This window comes from Streptomyces sp. NPDC059828, from assembly GCF_042731955.1.
GTDB lineage: Bacteria > Actinomycetota > Actinomycetes > Streptomycetales > Streptomycetaceae > Streptomyces.
Window position 1 is genome coordinate 1 of the sequence record NZ_JBHWIW010000077.1, and the last position, 20750, is coordinate 20750.

Below are 20750 nucleotides of genomic sequence, written 5' to 3' on the forward strand. Positions count from 1 at the left end.
GAGGACGGCCCGGACGGCGCCATCGTCTTCGAGCGGCGTGCGGAGCGGCCGATGGCGCTGTGGGCCGAGGCAGGCCAGAACCTGCGCCGCATCGTACGAGGTCCACATCGGCCAGGCGTACCTGGCTGAGGTGGTCGACCGTGGCGCACGGCCACGTCCGAACCGAGGAGGACGCTGATGTCAATGGCCAGGGCGTAGACGAAGAACGCGCGGCCCTCGAACTTCTGTAGCGCGGTGTTGTCCGTCAGGACCAGGGGCCGCGAACCCGTAGAGAGGCCCGCGGGAGACATGAACGGGAAGCCGGCCCACAGGCAGCCCCGTTCCATCCAAATGAAGGGATTGCTGTCGTCCGCGACGATCGCGGCTGTCGTCGTCAAGGCTCCCTAGGCGAAGCACATGGTGAGGACCTCGGGTCACAGCGACGGCAGTGCGGAGGCGGCGAGCGGTTCGGCGTATCACGTCTCGGCTTCCTGGATGAGTGATCAGGTGGGTACGGGGAGTGATCCTGCTGCGGCCTCAGCTCCTCGGCAACTCATGGCTGCAAAACCAGCCACTGCGGCATATAGAGCAGAATCTGGCCATGCACCCGGTCCGCTCCCGTGCAGGGGACTCGGTGCAGCGTCGTTCTCCTACGCCCCGGCATCTGACTCGAAACGAGGCCGGTTCACCCGACGTTGACGGGAATCCCACGACGTCGATGACCCGCCGCGACCGGGCCGAGGGCCCCGTTCAGCGCCGGCAATCCGGCCGCGGGATATCCAGACAGACTGCCGCGGCAAGCTCATCAACGCCGCTGACCTGGCCAAATCGCACACAACCGAATCACTTGATCCGTGCGGTCGGACTCTGTTCGGATTCCTCGTCGGAGTGCGCCCGAGTGCCGCCCAGAGACTGCGATTCGCCGTACCCGACCATGAGGCCGGCCCCCCTCGGAAGCGCGACGCTTGCGACAACGACAGCCTTACGCCGGAACACCAGTGACCCGGACCGTCACGACAGGCCTGGATCCCGCTCGCCCACCAAGCGCACACAGAAAGGAGCAGAGCGCACCTGCTGTCGGTACGCCGGATCGGGGCAGTCCGCAGTTACGCCCCCTCGGTGGCCATGGACGTCCGGACACCCCACCCGCAGGCTCGAGCGGATGGGAAGTTCAACTTCCCGATGCTGCGACAGGCAGACGGACAGCGCACCGCACGGAAGTAAGAACCCCCGATGCTCAAAATCCAGTAGGGGCGCGCCAGGGCTTTCACAGCTGCGCCGGGCCCGTGCCCAGGAGGCCGCCGGGCAGGTGAAAGGAGAGGAGGGAGGAGCCAGAAGGGGATCGGGTCGATGACCATCAGATCAACACGCCCGGCAAGACCGAGATCCGACCCACCGGACAAGGCCACACCGACGGTGCCGGCACCCCGAGTCAGCGACCGGACGGACTCAGCACACACCGCCCGCACACCGCCCGGATGGGGAGCAGGACAACAGAGTGCACGGGGAGTCGCTCGACTCCGCGCCACAGGCTGACCAGGCAGAACTCCCCCGTCAGCGCGAGCGGGGCGAAAAGCCGCCCCACCGCACACAGACCGACCCCCGGGACGGGCCCGGACAGATCCAGCGGACTCGCCACCGCCCGCCCAATGCCCGCCCCAAAACCCCCTCACCAGGGGTGAAACCACCGCCGCCAGCACCATCAGCTGACGGACCACCGCACGAGCCGAAACCACCAGGCCCCGACGCGACGCGTCACACAGAGCCCCCATCGAACCCTTCACGTACTGGCCATCATCCGGATGCGACTTCGTCGACGTAACAAACCTCCGGTTACACCGGGCTGGACATCTCCGGGCCGTAGACGACGCTCCACGGGCCTACCGTGGTCTTCGCCCCGGGCTCCGGCACCACACCAGCGTCTCGCTGCCGGGCCGACGACGGTCCTGTTCGGCCACCGCTCCGGTCCAGTCGTCACCAAGCCGCTCGGTGAGCTGGCAGCGCTCCTACGCCGGAGTGGCACGGTTGCTGGCGCTGGGCGCCACACCGCCGACATCACGCCGGGCGTGACATCGGCCGGGGTGGGCCATCCGTGGGTCAGTTGTCGCGCGGCAGCTGCTACTCCACATCCGCAGGTGAATGGCCGGGAAATACGTGCCTCCCGCCGCCGTGCGCGGCGGGGTCTACGCGGCGAGGGTGAGTTCGGCGCGGCCGAACAGCAGGGCGTAGCCGGTCAGGAGTTGGTGAAGGATGCGGGTTATCAGGGTCGCGCCGGTGCGGGCGGCGAGGTCTTTGACGAAGGCCCAGCCGGTCAGCGGCTGAGTGTCGGGAATCTGCGCGGTCAGCACGCGCGCGGCTTCCAGGGGCAGGCAGCCGGCCAGGTCGACGCGTTCCTCCCCAGTCAGCTGACGTCGCTGCTCCAGAGTCCTGCACTCACCCAGCACGCCGAGCAGACCGTTGGGGTAGCAGATGGATGCTTCGACCTCCTGTGCAGACGCGTCCTCCACACGGCATGAAACCCCTGGTTGTGGTGGCGTGGAGGGACACGCAGGGCGTGGATGGCCATGGTGTCGAGCGATCCACGACCACTCGTGATCGCGGGTTCGGTGCCCCTCCCTGGCTCTGCACCAAGAGTGATCCAGAACCAGCTTCCAGGGAGCGTTGGCAGGGGTTGCCGGGCGCGCGGTGGGACGTCACCGTGGACGGAGATGTACCCATAGGTGCCAGCCGAGCAATGACCCGCCCGGGAGACCGCGCACGGGCAGGGGCGGTGCGTGCATGAAGCGTTTGTACGTGCGGGTCAGGCGGAAGTCGGGGAACGCCCGGCGAACTGAGCGCCGGTCGTACACCCTGGAGTAGGGGTTGGCCGGTCCGTCGGTGTTGTGGTGGATGAACTCGTTCATCCGCAGGTACCGGGACAGGCCGATACGACCGGCCTGACGAACGTGGGCGCCGACGATCCCGCCCGGTGTCAGCAGCCCGGCCCGGGCCAGGGGTACGGCGGCCGCCAGAGCGGTCCGCCGGACGACGCCGATGGCGAGGAGGTAGTTCAGTGACCACCGGGCGTACAGCATGGCCACCAGCTCGCCTCCCGGGTCCAGGACACGGTGGATTTCCCGTTGGGCGGAGCGGATGTCTGGCACATGGTGCAGAACGCCGTGGCTGAAGACCATGTCGAAGGCGCTGGTCGGGAAGGGCAGGTCGAGGACACTGCCTTGGTGCAGTCCCTCGAAGGGCAGTTCGCGCTGGGACAGTCTGGTTCTGACCCGGTCCAGGGATTCCTGGGTCAGGTCAACTCCCGTCCATTTTGCGCCGCGCCGAATCAGCTGTTCTGATTCCGCGCCCTGTCCGAGCCCGATCTCCAGGACGCGGCGGCCCGTCAGGTCCAAGTCATCCAGACACCGGGGGATGTGCGGCTCCAGCGAGTATTTGAACGCGTCGTACCGGGTGAAGAAGGCTGCATGGTCGTCCCCGCCCTGCTCGGCCGGACCGCCGCCCACCAGCTGCTCGCCGCACGGATGGGACGACCAGAACTGTGCGATGTCCGTCTCGCGCATGCTTCCTCCTGCGCCGGTGCACGGCAGAACAACGGTCACGCACCCGCGTGCCGTCCGGACGAGGGAACGCATAACCCGGCACTGACGACCCAGCACCCCAAGAGAGTGCGAGCGGCCGTGCAGTGAGACCGCACGCTGCGTTCCCGGCGTGCTCAGTGCAGAGTCGACGCGCCTCGACTCCCATCCAGCGGATCAGTTTCGCGCGGAAGGATGAGGCAGGCACGCCAGGGTGGGGGAATGACTACCCGGATGGCCCACACCACGCGCTGATCACCATTCACCCGCATCCACGGTCACAGCCAGGACTGCGGATGGGCACCTGCGACAGCGCACAGCCGTATCGCGCGCGAGACGACTACATGGCAGCAGTTGCTGGGTACGCACGAGACTGACCGAGCACGGTCCATGATCGAGGGGCTGGGGTGTGGCCGTCATCGCGGCCCCGGGTAGTTCTTCTCGGTGGTGTAGCGACGGGCGGATCGGCTGCAGCCCTGGTGGGAGCCGCGTGGCTTCCTGCAGGCTGGACCGCCTTGATCACCGCAGTCACAGCCGCCCTTGCCAGCGTCTTCGCTGATAAGTCGAAGGCCGCACTGGTGACACGACGTCGGCGACGGGAGCTGGCCACCGGGCACGAGAGATACCTGGCCGACCCTGCTGCAATTGCTGCGAGCGCTATCCGCCGTTCTCCATAAGGTGCTTCAGGTCCTGAAGCTGTGGATGTTGACGGTGGAACTCCGCGTTCATCCACATCACCCCGAGCTCGATCTCGGACTGGTTAAGGCCGGCCTCCTCGGCCAGAGCCTTCACGCTCAACCTTTCTGGATGAGCTCCAGCGCTCGCGCGATCTTCGCCACCCATAGCCCCACCTTCTCAAACTGCTTGACCAGCTGTGCCAGGTGTTCGGGCGAACACGCCACCACGGCACGCTTACCGTCCAGCCACGGATCATGATCATGGGGCAGACGCATCAGGCACCAGTGCGGAGACCTTCATGCCGTTCGAGATCGCAGCCCCGCACAGGTCACACGGCTTCCGGGGGGCCGACCTCGGGCAGGGCGCTTGGTGCGGCCTGAAAATCGAGGATGGTGGCAGAGGGGCACGCGTGTGCGTGCTGGTCGGGCCGGGTGCGGGTGTGCAACGCTGAGGGAACTCTCCAGCCTGGTCTGGTGAGGTGCCCCGCGCTGCCGGGCGGTCACCGTGGTGGCCGTGGGACGGTACGGGTGGTCTTGCCGGCTGTGCGCGGCACCGATTGCCGCGCGCCTGACGGCTGGCTTCCACCCGCTTGGAAGCCAGCCGTTTTGGGCTCTGTCCCGAAGGGGCCGTACTGATCATGCAGGACTTCAACGTGACCGTCAGCCACCTTCCCAACCGGATGGTGGTCGCCCTCCAGGGTGAACTCGACGTCGACACCTGCCCCCATGTCACCCAGGCAACCGACCCCCTGAGCCTGCACAACCACACCCTCACCCTCGACATGACCGGAGTGTCCTTCATGGACTCCAGCAGCCTCACCATGCTGCTACGCCTACGGCAACGCTCCGATGCAGAAAACTTCCTGCTGGAACTGTCCGGCCTCCAGGACCAAGGACTCAGGATCCTGGAACTCACCGGCGCCCTGCCCTTGTTCCGCATGCGCCGACCAGAGCTACCCCTCCCTCCGCAAACGAACCGGAAGAAGCCTGATTCTCAAGACGGCGAGTTGTCTGCGGGGAGCGCACGACTTCGCTAAATGCGGCCCTTGCCCGCCAGCGCGCCGAGAGCAGGCAGTGGTACGAGAAAGGCCTCCCGGTACTCATGGACTTCGACACTCATGAGCTGTGCAGGAGGCCCTTCCCTTTGCCCCGACACCCGGGAAGATCACCCGCCCGAGCCCACCCACGCTGCCCATGGTTCCGAGCGGTCTGCCAGGTGCCTCACGGTGTGCAGAAGGCCCAGACCTGAACAAAAACGCTGTGCGCCGTGGGGTTGAGGATCGTCGTAACCCACTGATTCGCACCAGAAGGACCATTTTGGATCGTCGGGACGACCTCGTTGGCAGCAACGCCAGTGAGACGGTATCCACCGCCGACCACCCTCTGGCCACCTGGGCAAGTGACAATAGGCCCCGTATCGACCACGGTGTTCGCAAAGACTTCGAAACCGGGACTACCATTCGTCACTTGGGTGACGGCGACCGCGCCAGTTGGCCCGGTGGGCCCGGTGACACCAACCGCTCCGGCCGCGCCGGTGGGCCCGGTTACCCCGTCGACACCATCTACTCCGGCCGCGCCAGTTGGCCCGGTTACCCCGTCGACACCATCTACTCCGGCCGCGCCAGTTGGCCCGGTGGGCCCGGTGACACCATCTACTCCGGCCGCGCCCGTAGGCCCGGTGACACCAACCGCGCCGGTGGGCCCGGTTACCCCGTCGACACCGTCTGCTCCGGCCGCGCCCGTAGGCCCGGTGGGCCCCGTCCGGCCTCGGGGGCCGGTCGGACCGGGCCTGTACCTGTCCCGATCCCGGTCCCACCCCAGCAGCGAGTACGCCGTCTCAAAGGCTCCATACTGGCTGATGGCGTCATTCGGGTTCGGCAGACCCTGATTATGTACAGCGTCCGCTCCGTGGACCGTGTTGGCGATGGCCTCCGCGTTCGGGACCACACTGAGTGCCACAGCCACCATGCCCGCAGACACCATCGCGGCTGACTTCACACGACGGCCACGCATCGCTCTTTTCTCCACCAGAACCTTCCTTGCCTATTGAGTGACGAAAGCACGACTCATTAAGCCCACAGGGAATTCAGCCGTATGGAGAACGCCACGGCTCATCGCAGAGGATCACCCTCACGGTCCTTGACAAATAGGATTTTCAGCTCCGTGGCTACGCATGAAGGGGCGAGAGAAGATGCCGCAACACGCAGGGACCGGGTAGCGAGCACCCCACCGACTGCCTCCGTCGGCTAGTGCTGTGTCCGCATTGGTTCGCCGGGTTGGTCAGGCTGCGGTTTTGAGCGGGCGTCCGCCCCAGCGGTTGCCTTTCTCGCTTCGGATGCGGGCGCGTTCCTTGCGTTCGGCGGCCAGGACGTCGCGGTGGCGGGCGTTGGCGTTGCGCCAGCGGAGGTAGGCGTGCAGGGCGCGGGTCTGGACGGTGTGGTTCGGGTGATCCGAATTGGCGATGGTGAACTGCCTCAGCGGTCCGAAGTGGGCTTCGATCGGGTTGGCCCAGGAGGCGTAGGTCGGGGTGAAGCACAGTTCGACCTTGTTCTTCCCCGCCCAGAGGCGGATGTTGCTGCCCTTGTGAGCGGACAGGTTGTCCATGATCACGTAGATCGGTGCTCCGTCGGGCCGGGCGGCGCGGATCGACTTCAGCGCGGCCAGCGTGTTCACGGCACCCTTCTTGCGGCGGTTGACACCCCACAAGGTGTCGCTCCCGACTGAGTAACAGCCGTGGAAGTAGTGCACCCCGTGGGTGCGGTGATAGGTGGCGGGCACCCGGTCGGGGTGTCGCTGGCCGGCCCAGCCCGAGCCTGCAGTGGGTCGGATCCCGAGGGTGCCGAACTCGTCGAGCGCGAAGACCCGGTCCGGGGACTGTAAATCGTTCGGTGTAACTCCCGATCATGGAAGATGCATCGATGACCAGTGAGAACGTGTCCGAGTCCGAAGGTGTCGAGCCCACGAAGGCTGCGTCGGCGAAGGCCGTGGACGACCAGTTGATCGACGATCTCGTGGGTCGGGCTCAGGCCGAGGGTCTGCAGCTGACCGGCGAGGGCGGGCTGCTGCAGCAGCTGACGAAGCGGCTGCTGGAGTCCGCTCTGGAGGGCGAGATCACCGACCATCTCGGCTATGACAAGCACGACCCGGCGGGCAAGAACGGCGGCAACTCCCGCAACGGCACACGCTCCAAGACGGTACTGACCGACGTCGGTCCGGTGGAGATAACCGTGCCCCGCGACCGCGACGGCTCTTTCGAGCCGAAGATCGTCAAGAAGCGGCAGAAGCGCCTGACCGGCGTCGACGAGATGGTCATCTCCCTGGCCGCGAAGGGCCTGACCACCGGCGAGGTGCAGGCTCACCTGGCCGAGGTCTATGGCGCCGAGGTCTCCCGTCAGACCATCTCCACCATCACGGACAAGGTGCTGGAGGGTATGGCCGAATGGCAGAACCGCCCGCTCGACACCGTCTATCCGGTGGTCTTCATCGACGCCATCCACGTGAAAATCCGCGACGGTGCGGTCGCCAACCGGCCCGTCTATGTGGCCCTGGCCGTCACCACCGAGGGCCGGCGGGAGATCCTGGGACTGTGGGCCGGCGACGGCGGCGAGGGCGCCAAGCACTGGATGCACATCCTCACCGAGATCAAGAACCGCGGCGTCAGTGACGTCCTCATGCTCGTCTGCGACGGGCTCAAGGGCCTGCCCGACGCGGTCGAGACCGTCTGGCCCCGCACGGTCGTGCAGACCTGCGTCGTGCACCTGCTGCGGAACTCCTTCCGCTATGCCGCCCGGCAGGACTGGGACAAGATCGCTAAGCTCCTCAAGCCCATCTACACCGCCCCCACCGAAGAGGCCGCCCTGGATCGGTTTGCCGAGTTCGCCGAGACCTGGGGCCGGAAGTATCCGGCGATCGTGAAGCTGTGGGAGAACGCCTGGGAGGAGTTCACCCCGTTCCTGCGGTTCGACACCGAGATCCGACGCATCGTCTGCACGACGAACGCGATCGAGTCGGTGAACGCGCGCATTCGCCGGGCGGTCAAGGCCCGGGGACACTTCCCCAACGAACTGGCCGCCCTGAAGTGCGTCTACATGGCGATCATGTCCCTAGATCCCACGGGCAAGGGACAGGCCCGCTGGACCATGCGCTGGAAGACGGCCCTGAACGCCTTCGACATCACCTTCGACGGCCGCCTGTCGACAGTCCGCCAGTAGCCCCAACTACCCCAGTTACACCACTCGTTTGACAGACCCATTCGATGCAGAAACAATGCGAGTTGAAACAGCGATGCCGCGCAGCGCACGCTGACGGAGTCCGGCACACGAAGTGTCGGTGGCGATTCGCCCCTGGAGGCGGCGGGCGCCAGGCTCCCTGCCCGGGTTCGGCCCGGCCCGAGAAGGGGTCATCATGACCGACGCACGATCGGTTCGACTTCATGAACCGCTTCACAGGGCCGCTCCCGCACACGTCGCTGACGCGGACCGCCACCCGGACAGGTCTTCCCTGATCGGCCGGGCCGCCTCGACGGAAACCGCCGAGCCGACGGACGCGGAGATCGGCGTCGGGCTGGCCGAAGGGGACGAGCGCTCTCTGGAGCTGGCTTACCAGCGTTGGGGCAAGCTCGTCCACTGCATGGCGAGCCGGCGGATCGGGGACCCGTTGGAGGCGGAGGACGTCACTCAGCAGGTGTTTCTGGCAGCCTGGCGGGGACGTAGCGGGTACCGCCCTGATCGGGGGTCTGTCGGGGCGTGGCTGGTCGGCATCGCTCGCTACAAGATCGCTGACGCGCTCTCCGACCGTACCCGCAGGCTCGAATTCGTGTCCGCCGCCGCAGCTGGCCTGCGACCGCTCGCAGCCTCGGGCGGTGACCCCGACCGTCTCCTGGACCGGGTCTTGCTCTTCGGCGAGCTGGAGCGGCTGCCACGCGTGCAGCGCGAGGTTCTCGCGCTCGCGTACTTCGGCGACCTCACGCAGGTGCAGATCGCACGCCGGACCGGCCTGCCGCTGGGCACGGTGAAGGCCCACTGCCGCAGCGGCCTGCAAAGGATGCGCCTACGCCTGCGCTCCGAAGGTTCGGCCGCCGGAGCCTACGGCAGGCAGGCTGTCCGGTCGACCGGCCGGGAAGCCCTGGGGTCCGGGCCCGCGGTATTCGGCACTGTCCGTGTCCGGCAGGAGCCGGCACCGGATCGGCACAGGGCGGGTTACCGCGCGAAGGCTGTACGCAGTCCGAGGAACACTCGGGGGGAAGCGTGAATCGGCGCAGTATCGGTGTCGTGGGAGCGGGTGTGGCCGGGCTGACGGCTGCCTACGTGCTGTCACACAGGTACGACGTGGTGCTGTACGAGGCGGACGGCCGGCTCGGCGGCCACGCCCATACCCATGAACTCCCCGGCCGCGGGGGCGGCACCGTCGCCGTGGACACCGGGTTCATCGTCCACAACGAGCGCACGTATCCGAATCTGCTGCGGCTGTTCCGGGAACTGGGTGTCGTCACTCAGGACGCCGAGATGAGCATGTCCGTCCGCTGTGACGGCTGCGGCCTGGAGTACGCCGGCGCCCTCGGCCCACGCGGCCTGTTCGGAGGCGGCAGCCTCCGCCGCTGCCGGCACCTGCGTATGCTCGCCGCGGTCCCGCGCTTCCACCGCGCCGCCCGCCGGCTGCTCGCCCGTGGTGACGACAGCGTCACCTTCGGCGCCTTCCTGGAACGCGAGAACTTCCCCCCGTACTTCGTGGGGCACTTCGCCGTCCCGCTGGTTGCCGCGGTGTGGTCCTGCGCCGCGGACACCGCGCTGGACTACCCCGCGGCCTACCTGTTCCGGTTCCTCGACCACCACGGCCTGCTGTCCGTCACCGGCTCCCCGCAGTGGAAAACAGTCAGCGGCGGTTCTTCGTCCTATGTGGAGCAGGCCGCCAAGGGGCTCTCCGAAGTCCGCACAGCCACGCCCGTCCGCGCGGTCACGCGGGCAACGGATCACGCCAGTGTGACCACCGACGACGGCGAAACCACCGATCACGCCGCGGTCGTCATCGCCGTTCACCCCGACCAGGCCCTTCGCGTCATCGCCGACCCCACGCCCGACGAGCGCCGGATCCTGGGAGCGTTCAGGTACTCCCGCAACCCCACCGTGCTGCACCGCGACACCTCCGTGCTCCCCGCCTCGCCGCACGCCCGCGCCAGCTGGAACTACTGGCTCCCGTCCTGCACCGCCCGCCCCGGGACGGTGCAGGTCAGCTATGACATGAACCGACTCCAGCGACTCGCCTCGGCACAGCCGCACATCGTCACCCTCAACGCCGGCGGCCGCATCGACAACAGCACGGTCCTCGCCCGCATGGTGTACGAGCACCCGGTCTACACGCCCCGGTCCGTGGCCGCCCAGCGCGAACTGCCGCTGCTCAACTCGCACGTGACCGCGTACGCCGGGGCGTACCACGGATGGGGGTTCCACGAGGACGGATGCCGCTCCGGCGTCGAGGCGGCCCGGACCCTGGGGGTGGACTGGTGAGCGCCGCGCCCGCGCCGCTGCCCGCCGCGCCCTCGCTCTATGCCTGCGAGGTCGCCCACGTCCGCGTCCAGCCAGTACGTCATGCCATACGCCACCGCACCTACCTCTGGCTGGTCGACCTCGACGACCTACCGCGCCTGCCCCGGGTGCTGCGGCCGATCGCCCGCTTCGACGTCCGCGACCACTTCGGTGGCCACGCGCCCACCATCCGGGCCGGTCTTGACGCCTTCCTGTCCGACCGCGGTGTGACGAACGCCGACGGGCGGATCCTGATGCTCGCCCACGCACGCGTGTTCGGGCACGTGTTCAACCCGCTGACCCTGTACTGGTGCCACGACCGCACTGGCCGCCTCGTCTGTGTCGTGGCCGAGGTGCACAACACCTATGGGGGCCGGCACTGCTACCTGCTGCGCCCGGACGAGCACGGGGATGCCGACGTCGCCAAGGAGTTCTACGTCTCACCGTTCTTCGGCGTCGAGGGCTCCTACCGGATGCGCCTGCCCGTGCCCGGCGACCGGCTCGAGCTCACCGTGCAGCTGCGGAGTGACGACGGCAGCCGCCCCCTGACAGCCACTGTCCGCGGCAGGCGCCGCCCGGCCCGGGCGGGCTCCTTGCTCCGGGCCGCCCTGAGGCACCCGTGGTCCACGCTCGGCGTGAGCCTCGGCATCCGGTGGCACGGCATCCGCCTGTACCTCAAGGGGCTGCCCGTCCATCCGCGCCCCGTTCCCCCGACCCGAGAGGGCATGCTGTGACCGCCTCCCCGCTGTCGGCCGGGCCCACTGCCCCCGCCCGTCCCCGTACCGTCGGCTGCTTGTCCGGTGGTCCGCTGCCCGTCGACCAAGCTCGATGGCCCGATGTCGCCCGCCTCCCGCGCGCCTCGGCCCTGCGCACGGCCGGCGCCCGACGGATCATCGAACACGCCCTCGCCAGGATTCCCCTGCGGATACGGCACGCCGGCACGAACGCAGCCCTCGTCCCCACGCAGGCTGGAGACGGCGACCCGGTCCCAACGCTGGTCCTGCACGATCCGGCCGCGTTCCACCGACGGATCGGCGCGGACGGGCTGATCGGCTTCGGCGAGTCGTACATGGCCAGCGAGTGGGATACCGACGACCTCGTCGCGACCCTCACCGTCCTCGCCTCCCACGTCGACGAGCTCGTCCCCGCGCCGCTGCGCCGGCTCCGCGGCGCCTGGGTGCACCGGCGCCCCGCGCTCGACCGCAACACACTCGGCGGGGCTCGCGACAACGTCCGGCGCCACTACGACCTGTCGAACGACCTGTTCGCCCTCTTCCTCGACCCCAGCCTGAGCTACTCCTCGGCCGTCTTCACCACGCTGCCCGGCCGGCCGGGCGACCTCACCGCCGCCCAGCACCGCAAGATCGACCAGCTGCTGGACCTGGCCGCGGTCGGACCCGGAACCCGATTGCTGGAGATCGGCACCGGCTGGGGCGAACTCGCCATACGCGCCGCGGGCCGCGGCGCACACGTCCTGACCGTCACCCTCTCCGAGGAGCAGCGCGACCTGGCCGTACGGCGGATCGCCGCCGCCGGGATGTCCGACCGGGCCACGGTGGAGCTGTGCGACTACCGCCGGGTCGAGGGCCGGTTCGACGCTGTCGTGAGCGTGGAGATGATCGAGGCGGTCGGCGCCGAGTACTGGCCGGCCTACTTCACCGCGCTGCGCCGGCTGCTGGCACCCGGCGGCAGCGTGGCCCTGCAGGCCATCACCATGCCGCACGAGCGCATGCTGGCCACGGCCCGGACACACACCTGGATCAGCAAGTACATCTTCCCCGGCGGGCTCATCCCTTCCCGCGAAGCCATCACCCGCGAGAGCGCCGCAGCCGGTCTGCGCATCACCGACGACACCGGCTACGGCGCCCACTACGCCGAAACCCTCCGACTGTGGCGGGACAACTTCCTGAGGCAGTCCGACGCGGCCGACGCCCTCGGCTTCGACCCGGTGTTCCAGCGCATGTGGAACCTGTACCTGGCCTATTCCGAGGCAGGATTCCGCTCGCATTACCTCGACGTGCGCCAACTCCGCCTGACCGCCGACGATCCCGCACCGGGGGGCCAGCGATGACCTGGGGCGCGTTCGCGGTCAACCTGGCCGCCTCGGCGGGAGCAGCCCTGGCGGTGATGGTTGTGACCTTCCTGATCTCGCTTCGCCGGGGGGTGCACCGGATCGTCGACGTCGCCTGGGGCATCGCGTTCGCCGTCGTCGCCCTCGTCACCTGGGCCCTGTCCACCGGCTACGGGGACGACGTCCGCAGACTCGCCGTCACCCTGGCCACCGGCGTGTGGGGGCTTAGGCTGGCGCTGCACATCGCCCGCCGCGCCCGCGGCCACGGCGAGGACCCCCGCTACGCCAGGATGCTCGCCCGCGCACCCGGCAGCCCGGCCTGGTACGCCCTGCGCAAGATCTATCTGCTCCAGGGCACGCTGGTGTGGCTCGTCTCGCTGCCCGTACAGGCCGCGGCGTACCTGGTCCGGGGCGTCGACGCCCTGCTGGTGCTGGGGCTCGCGGTGTGGGCCGTAGGAGTGGGCTTCGAGGCCGTGGGCGATCACCAGCTGGCGCGCTTCAAGTCCGACCCAGCCAACCGGGGACGCATCATGGACCGGGGCCTTTGGGCCTGGACCCGCCACCCCAACTACTTCGGCGACCTCCTCGTCTGGTGGGGTCTGTACCTGACGGCCTGCGCGATCTGGCAGACCGCAGCCCTAGCGCTCGTCTCACCCTTGCTGATGACCGCACTGCTCGTCTGGGGAAGCGGCAAGAGACTCCTGGAGGAACATATGGCCGAGCGCCCCGGCTACGCCGAGTACAAGGCCCGCACCAGCGGCTTCCTGCCCCGGCCGCCCCGCCGAGACCCCACCCGGGCTGCACTCCGATGACCGGATGCACAGTCCTCGGTCACGGAAGCCCGCGCGGCGCGGCGGGCGTGCTCGTTCTGCGGCGCCTGCCCGCCTCCCCCGCGGCGGCCGTGCTGCTGCTGCACGGAGGACGATCCGAAGGCACGCAGCCGCCCCGATTGATCAACCTGCCCGCTCTGCGCATGCGGCCGTTCGCGATATCAGCGGCCAGGGCCGTCAGCGGGCGGAATGCGGTCGTGGCGGAGGTGCGCTACCGGTACCGCGGCTGGAACTGCGACCGCAGCGACCCGGCCCGGGATGCCCGGACCGCTCTGCTCCGGCTGCGCGAGCAGGTCGGGGTGCTACCGGTCGTGCTCATCGGTCACTCCATGGGTGCCCGGGCCGCCTTGCGCGTGGCCGACGACCCTGCGGTCCGGGGCGTGATCGCCCTGGCCCCGTGGTTGCCTCCGGGCGAACCCGTAGAGCACCTGGCCGGGCGAAAGATCTACGTCCTCCACGACCCGGCCGACCGCGTCACCCTCGCTGAGGAGTCCTGGAATTTCGTCCACAGGGCCGACGGGGCCGGTGCCACAGCCGTAGCGATCCCCATGCCGGCAGGTGGGCATACGATGCTCCGCTCAGCCGCGCACTGGCATCGCCTGGTCCGCCGTCTCACCGTCAGCCTCCTCGAAGACGGCACCCAGGCTCAGCTCTGACGTCCAGCCTGCTGGTCACGCCATCCCCCGGGCCCTCGCGTTCGCTGGTCAGCCCACGGTCGCGGAAGCCGGGGCGGTCAACGGAGCGGACACAACAGAGCAACGCCGAGCCAGTACCTCCAGCGCCTCGCGCAGACCGCCGGGGCGGATCATGCCCGCTGGCAGGGGGCGGTTCCCCCAGCCCGGGCCGGCCAGCATCACCAGCGGATACGTCCGAGCACCCTTGACACCGAAGCCGGTGTCCACGACGTGGCGGGCCAGGTTGTGGCTGGCGGTGTAGTGGGACTGGGACCACAGGACCACGGCGGACGGGCCGATACGTCGCACGGCGGCGTTCAGGGCTTCGGCGGGGACAGCGGCCCCCAGCATCCGGGTCGGCAGTCCGCGTTCGCCCAGGCCCGCGGCGAGCGCTTCGAGGGGGAGGGTGTGCTGTTCGTCGGGGACGCAGGCAAGCAACACTGGGGGTGCCTCCCGGGGAGCCGGAGGGGTGCTGCCGGTGAACCGGTGCAGGGCTGTGGAGATGTGCCAGGACAGCAGGTGCTCCACTTCGACGTAGCGGTCGTCGGAGGACTCCCACTTTCGGCCCACGGCGTGCAGGGTCGGGGCCATGACCTCTTCCCAGGCGGTCACGAGCCCGTGGGTCCGCATCAGGTCGGCCAGCAGCTCGTCCATGGTCGGGCTGTCCAGCCGGACCGCGGCCCGGGCCAGCCCCCGGAACTCGTGCCGGACGTCACCGAGCGGCAGTCCGTTGCCCGATCCCGCACCGTGGACGGGTCGCGAGTCGGCGGAGGACGACCGTTCGGTACCGGCTGCGGGACGTCGGCCCGCCCGCGACAGCGCCACACTCGCAGCCTCCGAAGGAGGCACCCCGGAGGTCGTGAGCCGGCACATCTCCTCCAGCATCGCGATGTCCGCGGGAGTCCAGCGCCGGTGGCGGCCGCCCTCCCGGTCTGCGGGTCCCATGCCGTACCGCCGGTCCCAGGACCTGAGCGTCGTCGGTGAGATCCCGAGACGTCGGGCCACGGCTCCGGTCGTGACACGGGGAGAAATATCAGGCATTGCACCACCTTAGGACGCGGAATCGGCGCTGGTGAGGAGAGCGGTTCCAGGGTGGCACCCGGCCGGTGTCCCGGTCGCCCGTCAGCGTCCGATTGACGGCCAGCACCTGGGCGACGCGTACGGTCCACCGGATCCGCTCCCGGCCCCAGTACAGGCGACGAGCCGCGAGCCCAACTGCTTCGCCGCCGGCACCCACGACAACCCGTATGTCCAATCCGGCCATGAATACCTCCTCCGCAGGATCCCCTCTGCCCGTGATTCGCCTGCCGGGCTGTTCCCGGATGTACGGCACCTGCACCGGTCACCAGCCCACGGTCCCGGGCCCGCCCTTGAAAGGGCCTGTGATCGCATCCGTGATCGACCCGCCGTAGAACCCGGCGCACCGCAGGCCACGAGCCCGGAAGCATGCGGAATTGGCCGCATCGTGGGCACCCGGAGTCCACAATATGGGCCGCAGAGTGGCGGATCTCGCCCCGCTGCCGATGAAGCAGCAGGTCAGAGCCCCCGCCCACACTCGGCGCGCTCGACCTCCGTCTCACGCCCGGCGGCCGCGGCGGCCTCCTCCAGCCGCTCCGGCAGCCGGTCGAGGGCCGTCACCCGAGGCCCGTCCGCGCCAGGTGCCTCCGCAAGCACCTGCCCATCAAGGGAAAGCGCCACGAAACCGGGGTCGCCCGTCAGCCCCGGCACAGCGCTGCCCGTGTAACGGACACGGGTCCACCAGGAGTCATTGCCGCCGATCCGATGCCCGAGGACGGCCACCAAGAACTCGCCATCGGCATCCGCAAGGCGGCACCACCACACGGCATCCAGCGCTTTCCGGGCCGGGCCGTCCGGCGCCGCGATCCCCCGCGCGATCCGCCAACCAGCCTCCGGCGGGAACAGACTGCCCGGGCTCACCTCCTCGACCACCGTGAGCCCGGCGCGCACGAGTAGCTGGTGGAGTCCCTCTCGTTGTTGCACCCCGGTCATGATCCACCCCGACTCGCGGTGGGACAAGGCCCACCTCCCAAGCGCAATCGGGCCACCGCACCGGAGCCAGCCCTCCAGGAGTCCGCAGCACGCCCGAGGTGACATTTCATCGAACCCGCCCCCGGCACCCAAGCCCGGTCGCCAGGATGGGACGGGTGACATCGAGTACCGCAGACCTCTGACACCACTACGGCAGCGCCCGGTGCGCCTGTGACCGTGTTGTTCCCGCCAATTCCACTGGCTCTGGAGCCAGGAATGCGGACCCGGCGTCGAGCCCCTGGGCGATCTGACCGGCCGCTTCAGTGGAGGGGGGTCCGCCAGGCCACCAGTCCCGGCCGGTCCGCCTGCGCGTAGCCCACCGCGAACGGCTTATCGCCGTCGTCCGTCACCAGGTGGACGCTGCACTGCGTCACGCTGTCGCCTGGCGGGATCATGTGGGTGCCCCAGTTGGAAGGACAGCTGGGGATCTTCGTGTCGCGGACGAAGGGGGCCTTCCCCCGTATCTGTCGACCGCTCTCGGTAAGCAGGTGGACGCTGTTGGCCTGGTGGTCGGCGTAGAGGTCTTTCGGCCCAGTGTTGGTGTAGGCGACCGACACGTAGTACGGGACGCCGCGTCGCTCGTTCTCGTTGAGGTTGAGGTCCAGGCCCGCGAGGTCGGCCGCGCTACCCCGGCGTACGGAGACCAGCGTGGCGGGCACTTCGAGGATGTCGTCCTCGATGTCGTGCCACCGGACGCGGACGATGTCGCCTGGCTGCGCCAGCCCGGCTGATGCCGCCTTGAGGCCGCCTTCGACGGGCCAGGTGGCGACCGCGCCACCCTCGTCGAGGTAGCCGTCGGGGTTGTGCGTCAGGGACAGCACGCCGACGCCCTCGGGCAGCACGTAGGTCACGCAGGTCTTGTACGAGTCGCCGGGCGCCAGCGTCTTCGGTGCGCTGTCCGCGCAGGGCAGGTCGATTCCGCCCGGCCTGCCGCCGCTGACGTAGACCTTCTCCCCACGCACCCAGTTGGTGCCGTTCAGAGCGAAGTTGCTGTCCACCATGTAGGCGGCGGGGAGCTTCTTCCGGCCTGTGTTGGTGACCTCGAAGGTCAGGTAGTGGGGGACCATGCCCTTCAGCCCCTCGTCCACGCGCCCCCGCATGTCCTCCTCCGAACCCCGCACCAGGCTCTTGACCGCGATCCTCACCTCATACGACCGGTGGTCAGAGTCCGTGTGGACCACATCCCGCGCGCCCGTCCGCACCGGAAGATCCGTCCAAGACGCAGGCCTCTCCGCGCCTTGCTCCACGACCCCGCCCGCGCCCCGCTCAGGCGCGCACCCGGCGAGGAAGAGCACCGCCGCCGCGCCCAAGACGACCATTCTGACGTAACTGGACAGGCGCATGGACTTCCCTTGCCGCACGATGATCCGGATCCACCGGAGGACCGACGCATCGTAAGCCGACACAACGGACACAGAAGCGGCGGGGTGGAAGACCCGGCGCAGCTGCTGTCCGTGGCCCTCCGCAACCGGACAGCCCAGCGGATCGGTTGCGGCGAGGCCGCGTCGGCGGGTGTGGCCGGGGTTGGCCACACCCGCCGAGGACGCCATTGCTCACCGGGTGAGCAGCATCAGCCGCCTGTGGGCCTTGGCCTCCATGTCGTCATCGGAGCCTTCGAGGACGGCGGTCGCGCGGGCAATCTCCTCGGTCATCGACTGGCCAGGGCGACGGAGGGCAACGTGATCGAGGTAGCCGGTGATGGCGCGTTCTGCGGCGTAAGCGGTGCGGCCGACCCTCTCGGTCTCTGTGGCGAACACGTCCTCGATGGCGCTGAGTCGTACAGCGTGATTGGTCCGATTGCGCTTCGACGCGTCCTCGTCAAGGAGCCACAGGTCAGCGATGGCCTGGCGGAAATCGGCGATGGCGATCTCCGTGCGGGCAAGTACGGTCTCCTCGGCCGCGAATCGCTCGAAGTACTGAACGGAGAGGCCGAGGGTACGACGGGCCTCCTTGATCTGGTTCGCGGCCCCAGCCGTGTGGCGCACCGCCCAGCGCGACACCGCGTCGCGAACCGCGAAGCGCTCGGTGTTGGCGCACCCCGGCCACCAGGGCGTCACCACGCATTGGAACTGCCCCTGCCCGCTGGTCGTTCATGACCGCGACGTACGGGACAATGACGTCGTTGATGCCCTCGGCATCGACGTGACGCACTCGGAAAGCCTGATCGAGATGAACACGCGGCGCCCGCCCCGGATCACCCCGGCGGCCTCCCACACCACATCGAAGCGCCCCACCAGCTCCTGAAGGAACTCGAAGCCCTGCCGGTTCTGGATAGGCCGATGACGGCGGCCGACGACGCCGAGCGGGGCTCCAGAGTCTTCACGGACGGTATGGAACTGGTCAGGATGCTCGCGCAGTTCGCCATACCACTCGTATCTTGGGGAGCGGCGGGTTGATACGCAGGGCCGCGACGTAGGCCAGGGCGGCTGGATACTTCCGAACGTGGGACACCCCGCCTCGCTGTACCAGACCACCCCCGACGCGTCGCTGCCGACCGTGCTAAGCGTGCCCAGCCGATGCTCTGGGACCGAGTCGTCTACTCCGCCGCCACGTTGCGCTCCACAGCGGCCCTCACCAGTTCTTCCCGCTCTTCCTCCGTGAAGACGTCCGGCAGCGTGAGCTGCTCAACGATCAGCCAGTTCAGCGTCAGCATGAGTAGCTTGACCGTCGCGGCATCGCCGGGGAGGCCGGAAGCCTCGTGATAGGCGACATTGGCGTCGACGTCGGCTCGCACTCGTTCAGTGAGGACCTTGCGCAGCTCGGGGCGGCGGGTGGCCTCAAGCCGGAGCTCCAGCAGCGCGAGGTAACCGGTGCGGAAGGAGGCGACGCGGCCGACGAGCTCACGCATCAACTCCGCATAGGTCTCCCGGTCGCGGCCGGCCGCCCGATGGCGGGCGATCGTGACCTCATCGGGCTGGAGTCGCTCGTAGACCCGGGCGCCGACCTGAGTGAACAGGTCGTCGCGGCTGCCGAAGTAGTTGGACGCCGTGCCGACGGGAACGGCGGCTTCGGCATCCACGGCCCGGAAGGTCAGGCCGCGTGCGCCTTCCCGGGCCAACACCTCGATCGCCGCGTCAACGAGGGCCGCACGCCGCTGGTCGTTCCGTCTCGCCATTTGACACCACTCCATTTGTAGTACTACGTTCAAACCACTTCAAGCAGAGTACTACGTGTGGGGGATAGCTATGCGAAAGCTCGTGTACTACATCGGCGTCTCGCTCGACGGCCGCATCGCCGGCCCCGGCGGCGAGTTCGACTTCTTCCCGCAGGGCGACGAGCAGCAGGCCGCCGCCTACGCGACCTGGATGAACGCGCTGTACCCGGAGACCATCCCAACCGCTTACCGCGCGGCCGCCGGTGTCGCCGACGCGCCCAACCGGCGTTTCGACACCGTCGTGATGGGCCTCGGCGCCTACCGCCCCGCCCTCGACAACGGGATCACCAGCCCGTATGCGCACCTGCGCCAGTACGTGGTGTCCAGCACCCTCAAGCCGGACACCGACCCGGCCGTCACCGTCGTGCCGGCTGACCCGCTTTCCCTCGTCCGTGAGCTCAAGGGCGAGGTGGGCGCCGGCCTGGACGTCTGGCTCTGCGGAGGCGGCCAGCTCGCGGGCGCCCTGTTGCCCGAGATCGACGAGCTGCTGATCAAGACCTATCCGGTCATTGCCGGTACCGGGATCTCGGTCGTCGAGGGCGCCTTCGACCCCACCGTCTTCGACGTCGCCGAGCGCACCGCCTTCCCCAACGGGGCCACTCTCACCCGCCTCACCCGCCGCTGATCGAGCGATGCCGTTCGCGCCGGGAGGGGCGGGTCAGCTGCATGGCTGCGCTTAGGCGGCATCCACGCTGCCGTCGATGCGGTACCTGATGGCGGTGGTCTGGCCGGCCTCGGCGTTGGGATCGATCAGATCCACGAATTCGGCGAGCTTTTTGTAGAGCCGACTGCAGCGGGCGGAAGTCGCGACGTCGTCCTCCTTCGCTCCCCGCGCAGCGCGTTCAGGAGCTGGGTGAGGTTGTGGCCGGAGACGAGTACCTTTTGCATCCCCTTGCCGGTGAGACCGACATGACCGGAGTCTCCTTCATGGACTCCTGCAGCCTCACCATGCTGCTACGCCTGCGACAACGTCCCGATACAGAGGGCTTCCTCCTGGAGCTCTCCGGTCTCCAGGAACAGGGGCAGAGGGTCTTGGAGATCACCGGCACCCTGCCCTTGTTCCGCATGTGCCGACCAGAACTACCCCTCCCCCCGCAAAGGGACCAGAGGCCTAAGGCTCGCGAGGGCGAGTTGCCCGCGGGGAGCGCACGACTTCGCTAGACGCGGCCCTTCACGGCCAGCGCCCCTCCTCCCCGTCTGCGTGGGGGTGGGGGGGGCCCCCC

19 protein-coding genes and 2 pseudogenes are annotated in these 20750 nt (G+C 68.7%); 10 read left to right on the top strand and 11 right to left on the bottom strand.

All coding sequences use genetic code 11. The annotated features are described in order from the left end of the window. Positions 1 to 2162: 2162 nt before the first annotated feature. From ACFV6V_RS29920 to ACFV6V_RS29935, 4 genes are all read right to left on the bottom strand, one after another. Positions 2163 to 2450: a hypothetical protein gene (locus ACFV6V_RS29920; protein WP_385570984.1), complete on the bottom strand. Its 288-nt coding sequence runs from the start codon at positions 2448 to 2450 to the stop codon at positions 2163 to 2165. A gap of 222 nt (positions 2451 to 2672) precedes the next feature. Continuing rightward, positions 2673 to 3536 (bottom strand): class I SAM-dependent methyltransferase, encoded by an 864-nt coding sequence (locus tag ACFV6V_RS29925; protein WP_385570967.1) that lies wholly within the window; start codon positions 3534 to 3536, stop codon positions 2673 to 2675. Positions 3537 to 4208: 672 nt separating this feature from the next. Further along, complete coding sequence (locus tag ACFV6V_RS29930) at positions 4209 to 4349, bottom strand: hypothetical protein (RefSeq protein ID WP_385570968.1); 141 nt, start codon at positions 4347 to 4349, stop codon at positions 4209 to 4211. Next, positions 4346 to 4504, bottom strand: coding sequence for a hypothetical protein (locus tag ACFV6V_RS29935; protein ID WP_385570969.1), 159 nt, complete (start codon positions 4502 to 4504; stop codon positions 4346 to 4348). The genes ACFV6V_RS29930 and ACFV6V_RS29935 overlap by 4 nt, the downstream gene beginning before the upstream one ends. A gap of 362 nt (positions 4505 to 4866) precedes the next feature. Between ACFV6V_RS29935 and ACFV6V_RS29940 the strand changes: the two genes are divergently transcribed. Then, positions 4867 to 5265, top strand: coding sequence for an STAS domain-containing protein (locus tag ACFV6V_RS29940; RefSeq protein ID WP_385570970.1), 399 nt, complete (start codon positions 4867 to 4869; stop codon positions 5263 to 5265). A gap of 1243 nt (positions 5266 to 6508) precedes the next feature. Here ACFV6V_RS29940 and ACFV6V_RS29945 read toward each other — a convergent pair. Continuing rightward, positions 6509 to 7099: pseudogene (locus ACFV6V_RS29945) on the bottom strand (transposase); the annotation flags it as partial. A gap of 47 nt (positions 7100 to 7146) precedes the next feature. Between ACFV6V_RS29945 and ACFV6V_RS29950 the strand changes: the two are divergent. The 7 genes from ACFV6V_RS29950 to ACFV6V_RS29980 all read left to right on the top strand — a co-directional run bounded on the left by ACFV6V_RS29950 (position 7147) and on the right by ACFV6V_RS29980 (position 14306). Beyond that, positions 7147 to 8439, top strand: coding sequence for an IS256 family transposase (locus tag ACFV6V_RS29950; protein WP_385570971.1), 1293 nt, complete (start codon positions 7147 to 7149; stop codon positions 8437 to 8439). Between the two features lie 193 nt (positions 8440 to 8632). Then, positions 8633 to 9478, top strand: a complete 846-nt coding sequence (locus ACFV6V_RS29955; RefSeq protein WP_385570972.1) for a sigma-70 family RNA polymerase sigma factor — start codon at positions 8633 to 8635, stop codon at positions 9476 to 9478. Beyond that, on the top strand, positions 9475 to 10731 hold the full coding sequence (locus ACFV6V_RS29960) for an NAD(P)/FAD-dependent oxidoreductase (protein WP_385570973.1): 1257 nt from the start codon (positions 9475 to 9477) through the stop codon (positions 10729 to 10731). Before ACFV6V_RS29955 ends, ACFV6V_RS29960 begins: the two co-directional genes overlap by 4 nt. Further along, a complete protein-coding gene (locus ACFV6V_RS29965; protein ID WP_385570974.1) occupies positions 10728 to 11483 on the top strand; it encodes a DUF1365 domain-containing protein in 756 nt (251 codons plus the stop codon). The genes ACFV6V_RS29960 and ACFV6V_RS29965 overlap by 4 nt, the downstream gene beginning before the upstream one ends. 59 nt (positions 11484 to 11542) lie before the next feature. Beyond that, positions 11543 to 12820 (top strand): class I SAM-dependent methyltransferase, encoded by a 1278-nt coding sequence (locus ACFV6V_RS29970; protein WP_385570975.1) that lies wholly within the window; start codon positions 11543 to 11545, stop codon positions 12818 to 12820. Beyond that, the gene (locus ACFV6V_RS29975; protein ID WP_385570976.1) at positions 12817 to 13632 is read left to right on the top strand and encodes a DUF1295 domain-containing protein; all 816 of its coding nucleotides are present in this window, start codon (positions 12817 to 12819) and stop codon (positions 13630 to 13632) included. The genes ACFV6V_RS29970 and ACFV6V_RS29975 overlap by 4 nt, the downstream gene beginning before the upstream one ends. Continuing rightward, positions 13629 to 14306 (top strand): alpha/beta fold hydrolase, encoded by a 678-nt coding sequence (locus tag ACFV6V_RS29980; protein WP_385570977.1) that lies wholly within the window; start codon positions 13629 to 13631, stop codon positions 14304 to 14306. The genes ACFV6V_RS29975 and ACFV6V_RS29980 overlap by 4 nt, the downstream gene beginning before the upstream one ends. A gap of 48 nt (positions 14307 to 14354) precedes the next feature. Here the strand turns inward: ACFV6V_RS29980 and ACFV6V_RS29985 are convergent, their stop codons facing one another. The 6 genes and pseudogenes from ACFV6V_RS29985 to ACFV6V_RS30010 all read right to left on the bottom strand — a co-directional run bounded on the left by ACFV6V_RS29985 (position 14355) and on the right by ACFV6V_RS30010 (position 19488). Continuing rightward, positions 14355 to 15365 carry a MerR family transcriptional regulator gene (locus ACFV6V_RS29985; RefSeq protein WP_385570978.1) on the bottom strand — a complete coding sequence of 337 codons (1011 nt, stop codon included), beginning with the start codon at positions 15363 to 15365 and terminating at the stop codon, positions 14355 to 14357. Beyond that, entirely contained in the window at positions 15358 to 15588 is a 231-nt protein-coding gene (locus ACFV6V_RS29990; protein WP_385570979.1) for a hypothetical protein, read from the bottom strand. Before ACFV6V_RS29990 ends, ACFV6V_RS29985 begins: the two co-directional genes overlap by 8 nt. Before the next feature lie 272 nt (positions 15589 to 15860). Beyond that, on the bottom strand, positions 15861 to 16325 hold the full coding sequence (locus ACFV6V_RS29995; protein ID WP_385570980.1) for a hypothetical protein: 465 nt from the start codon (positions 16323 to 16325) through the stop codon (positions 15861 to 15863). 308 nt (positions 16326 to 16633) lie between these two features. Next, the gene (locus ACFV6V_RS30000; RefSeq protein ID WP_385570981.1) at positions 16634 to 17716 is read right to left on the bottom strand and encodes a hypothetical protein; all 1083 of its coding nucleotides are present in this window, start codon (positions 17714 to 17716) and stop codon (positions 16634 to 16636) included. 210 nt (positions 17717 to 17926) lie between these two features. Then, positions 17927 to 18847, bottom strand: a pseudogene (locus ACFV6V_RS30005) (DUF932 domain-containing protein). A 62-nt stretch (positions 18848 to 18909) separates the two neighbouring features. After that, a complete protein-coding gene (locus ACFV6V_RS30010; protein WP_385570982.1) occupies positions 18910 to 19488 on the bottom strand; it encodes a TetR/AcrR family transcriptional regulator in 579 nt (192 codons plus the stop codon). A gap of 70 nt (positions 19489 to 19558) precedes the next feature. Between ACFV6V_RS30010 and ACFV6V_RS30015 the strand changes: the two genes are divergently transcribed. Beyond that, positions 19559 to 20152: a dihydrofolate reductase family protein gene (locus ACFV6V_RS30015; protein ID WP_385570983.1), complete on the top strand. Its 594-nt coding sequence runs from the start codon at positions 19559 to 19561 to the stop codon at positions 20150 to 20152. A 284-nt stretch (positions 20153 to 20436) separates the two neighbouring features. Beyond that, positions 20437 to 20688, top strand: coding sequence for an STAS domain-containing protein (locus ACFV6V_RS30020; protein WP_385570985.1), 252 nt, complete (start codon positions 20437 to 20439; stop codon positions 20686 to 20688). The last annotated feature ends 62 nt before the right edge of the window (positions 20689 to 20750 follow it).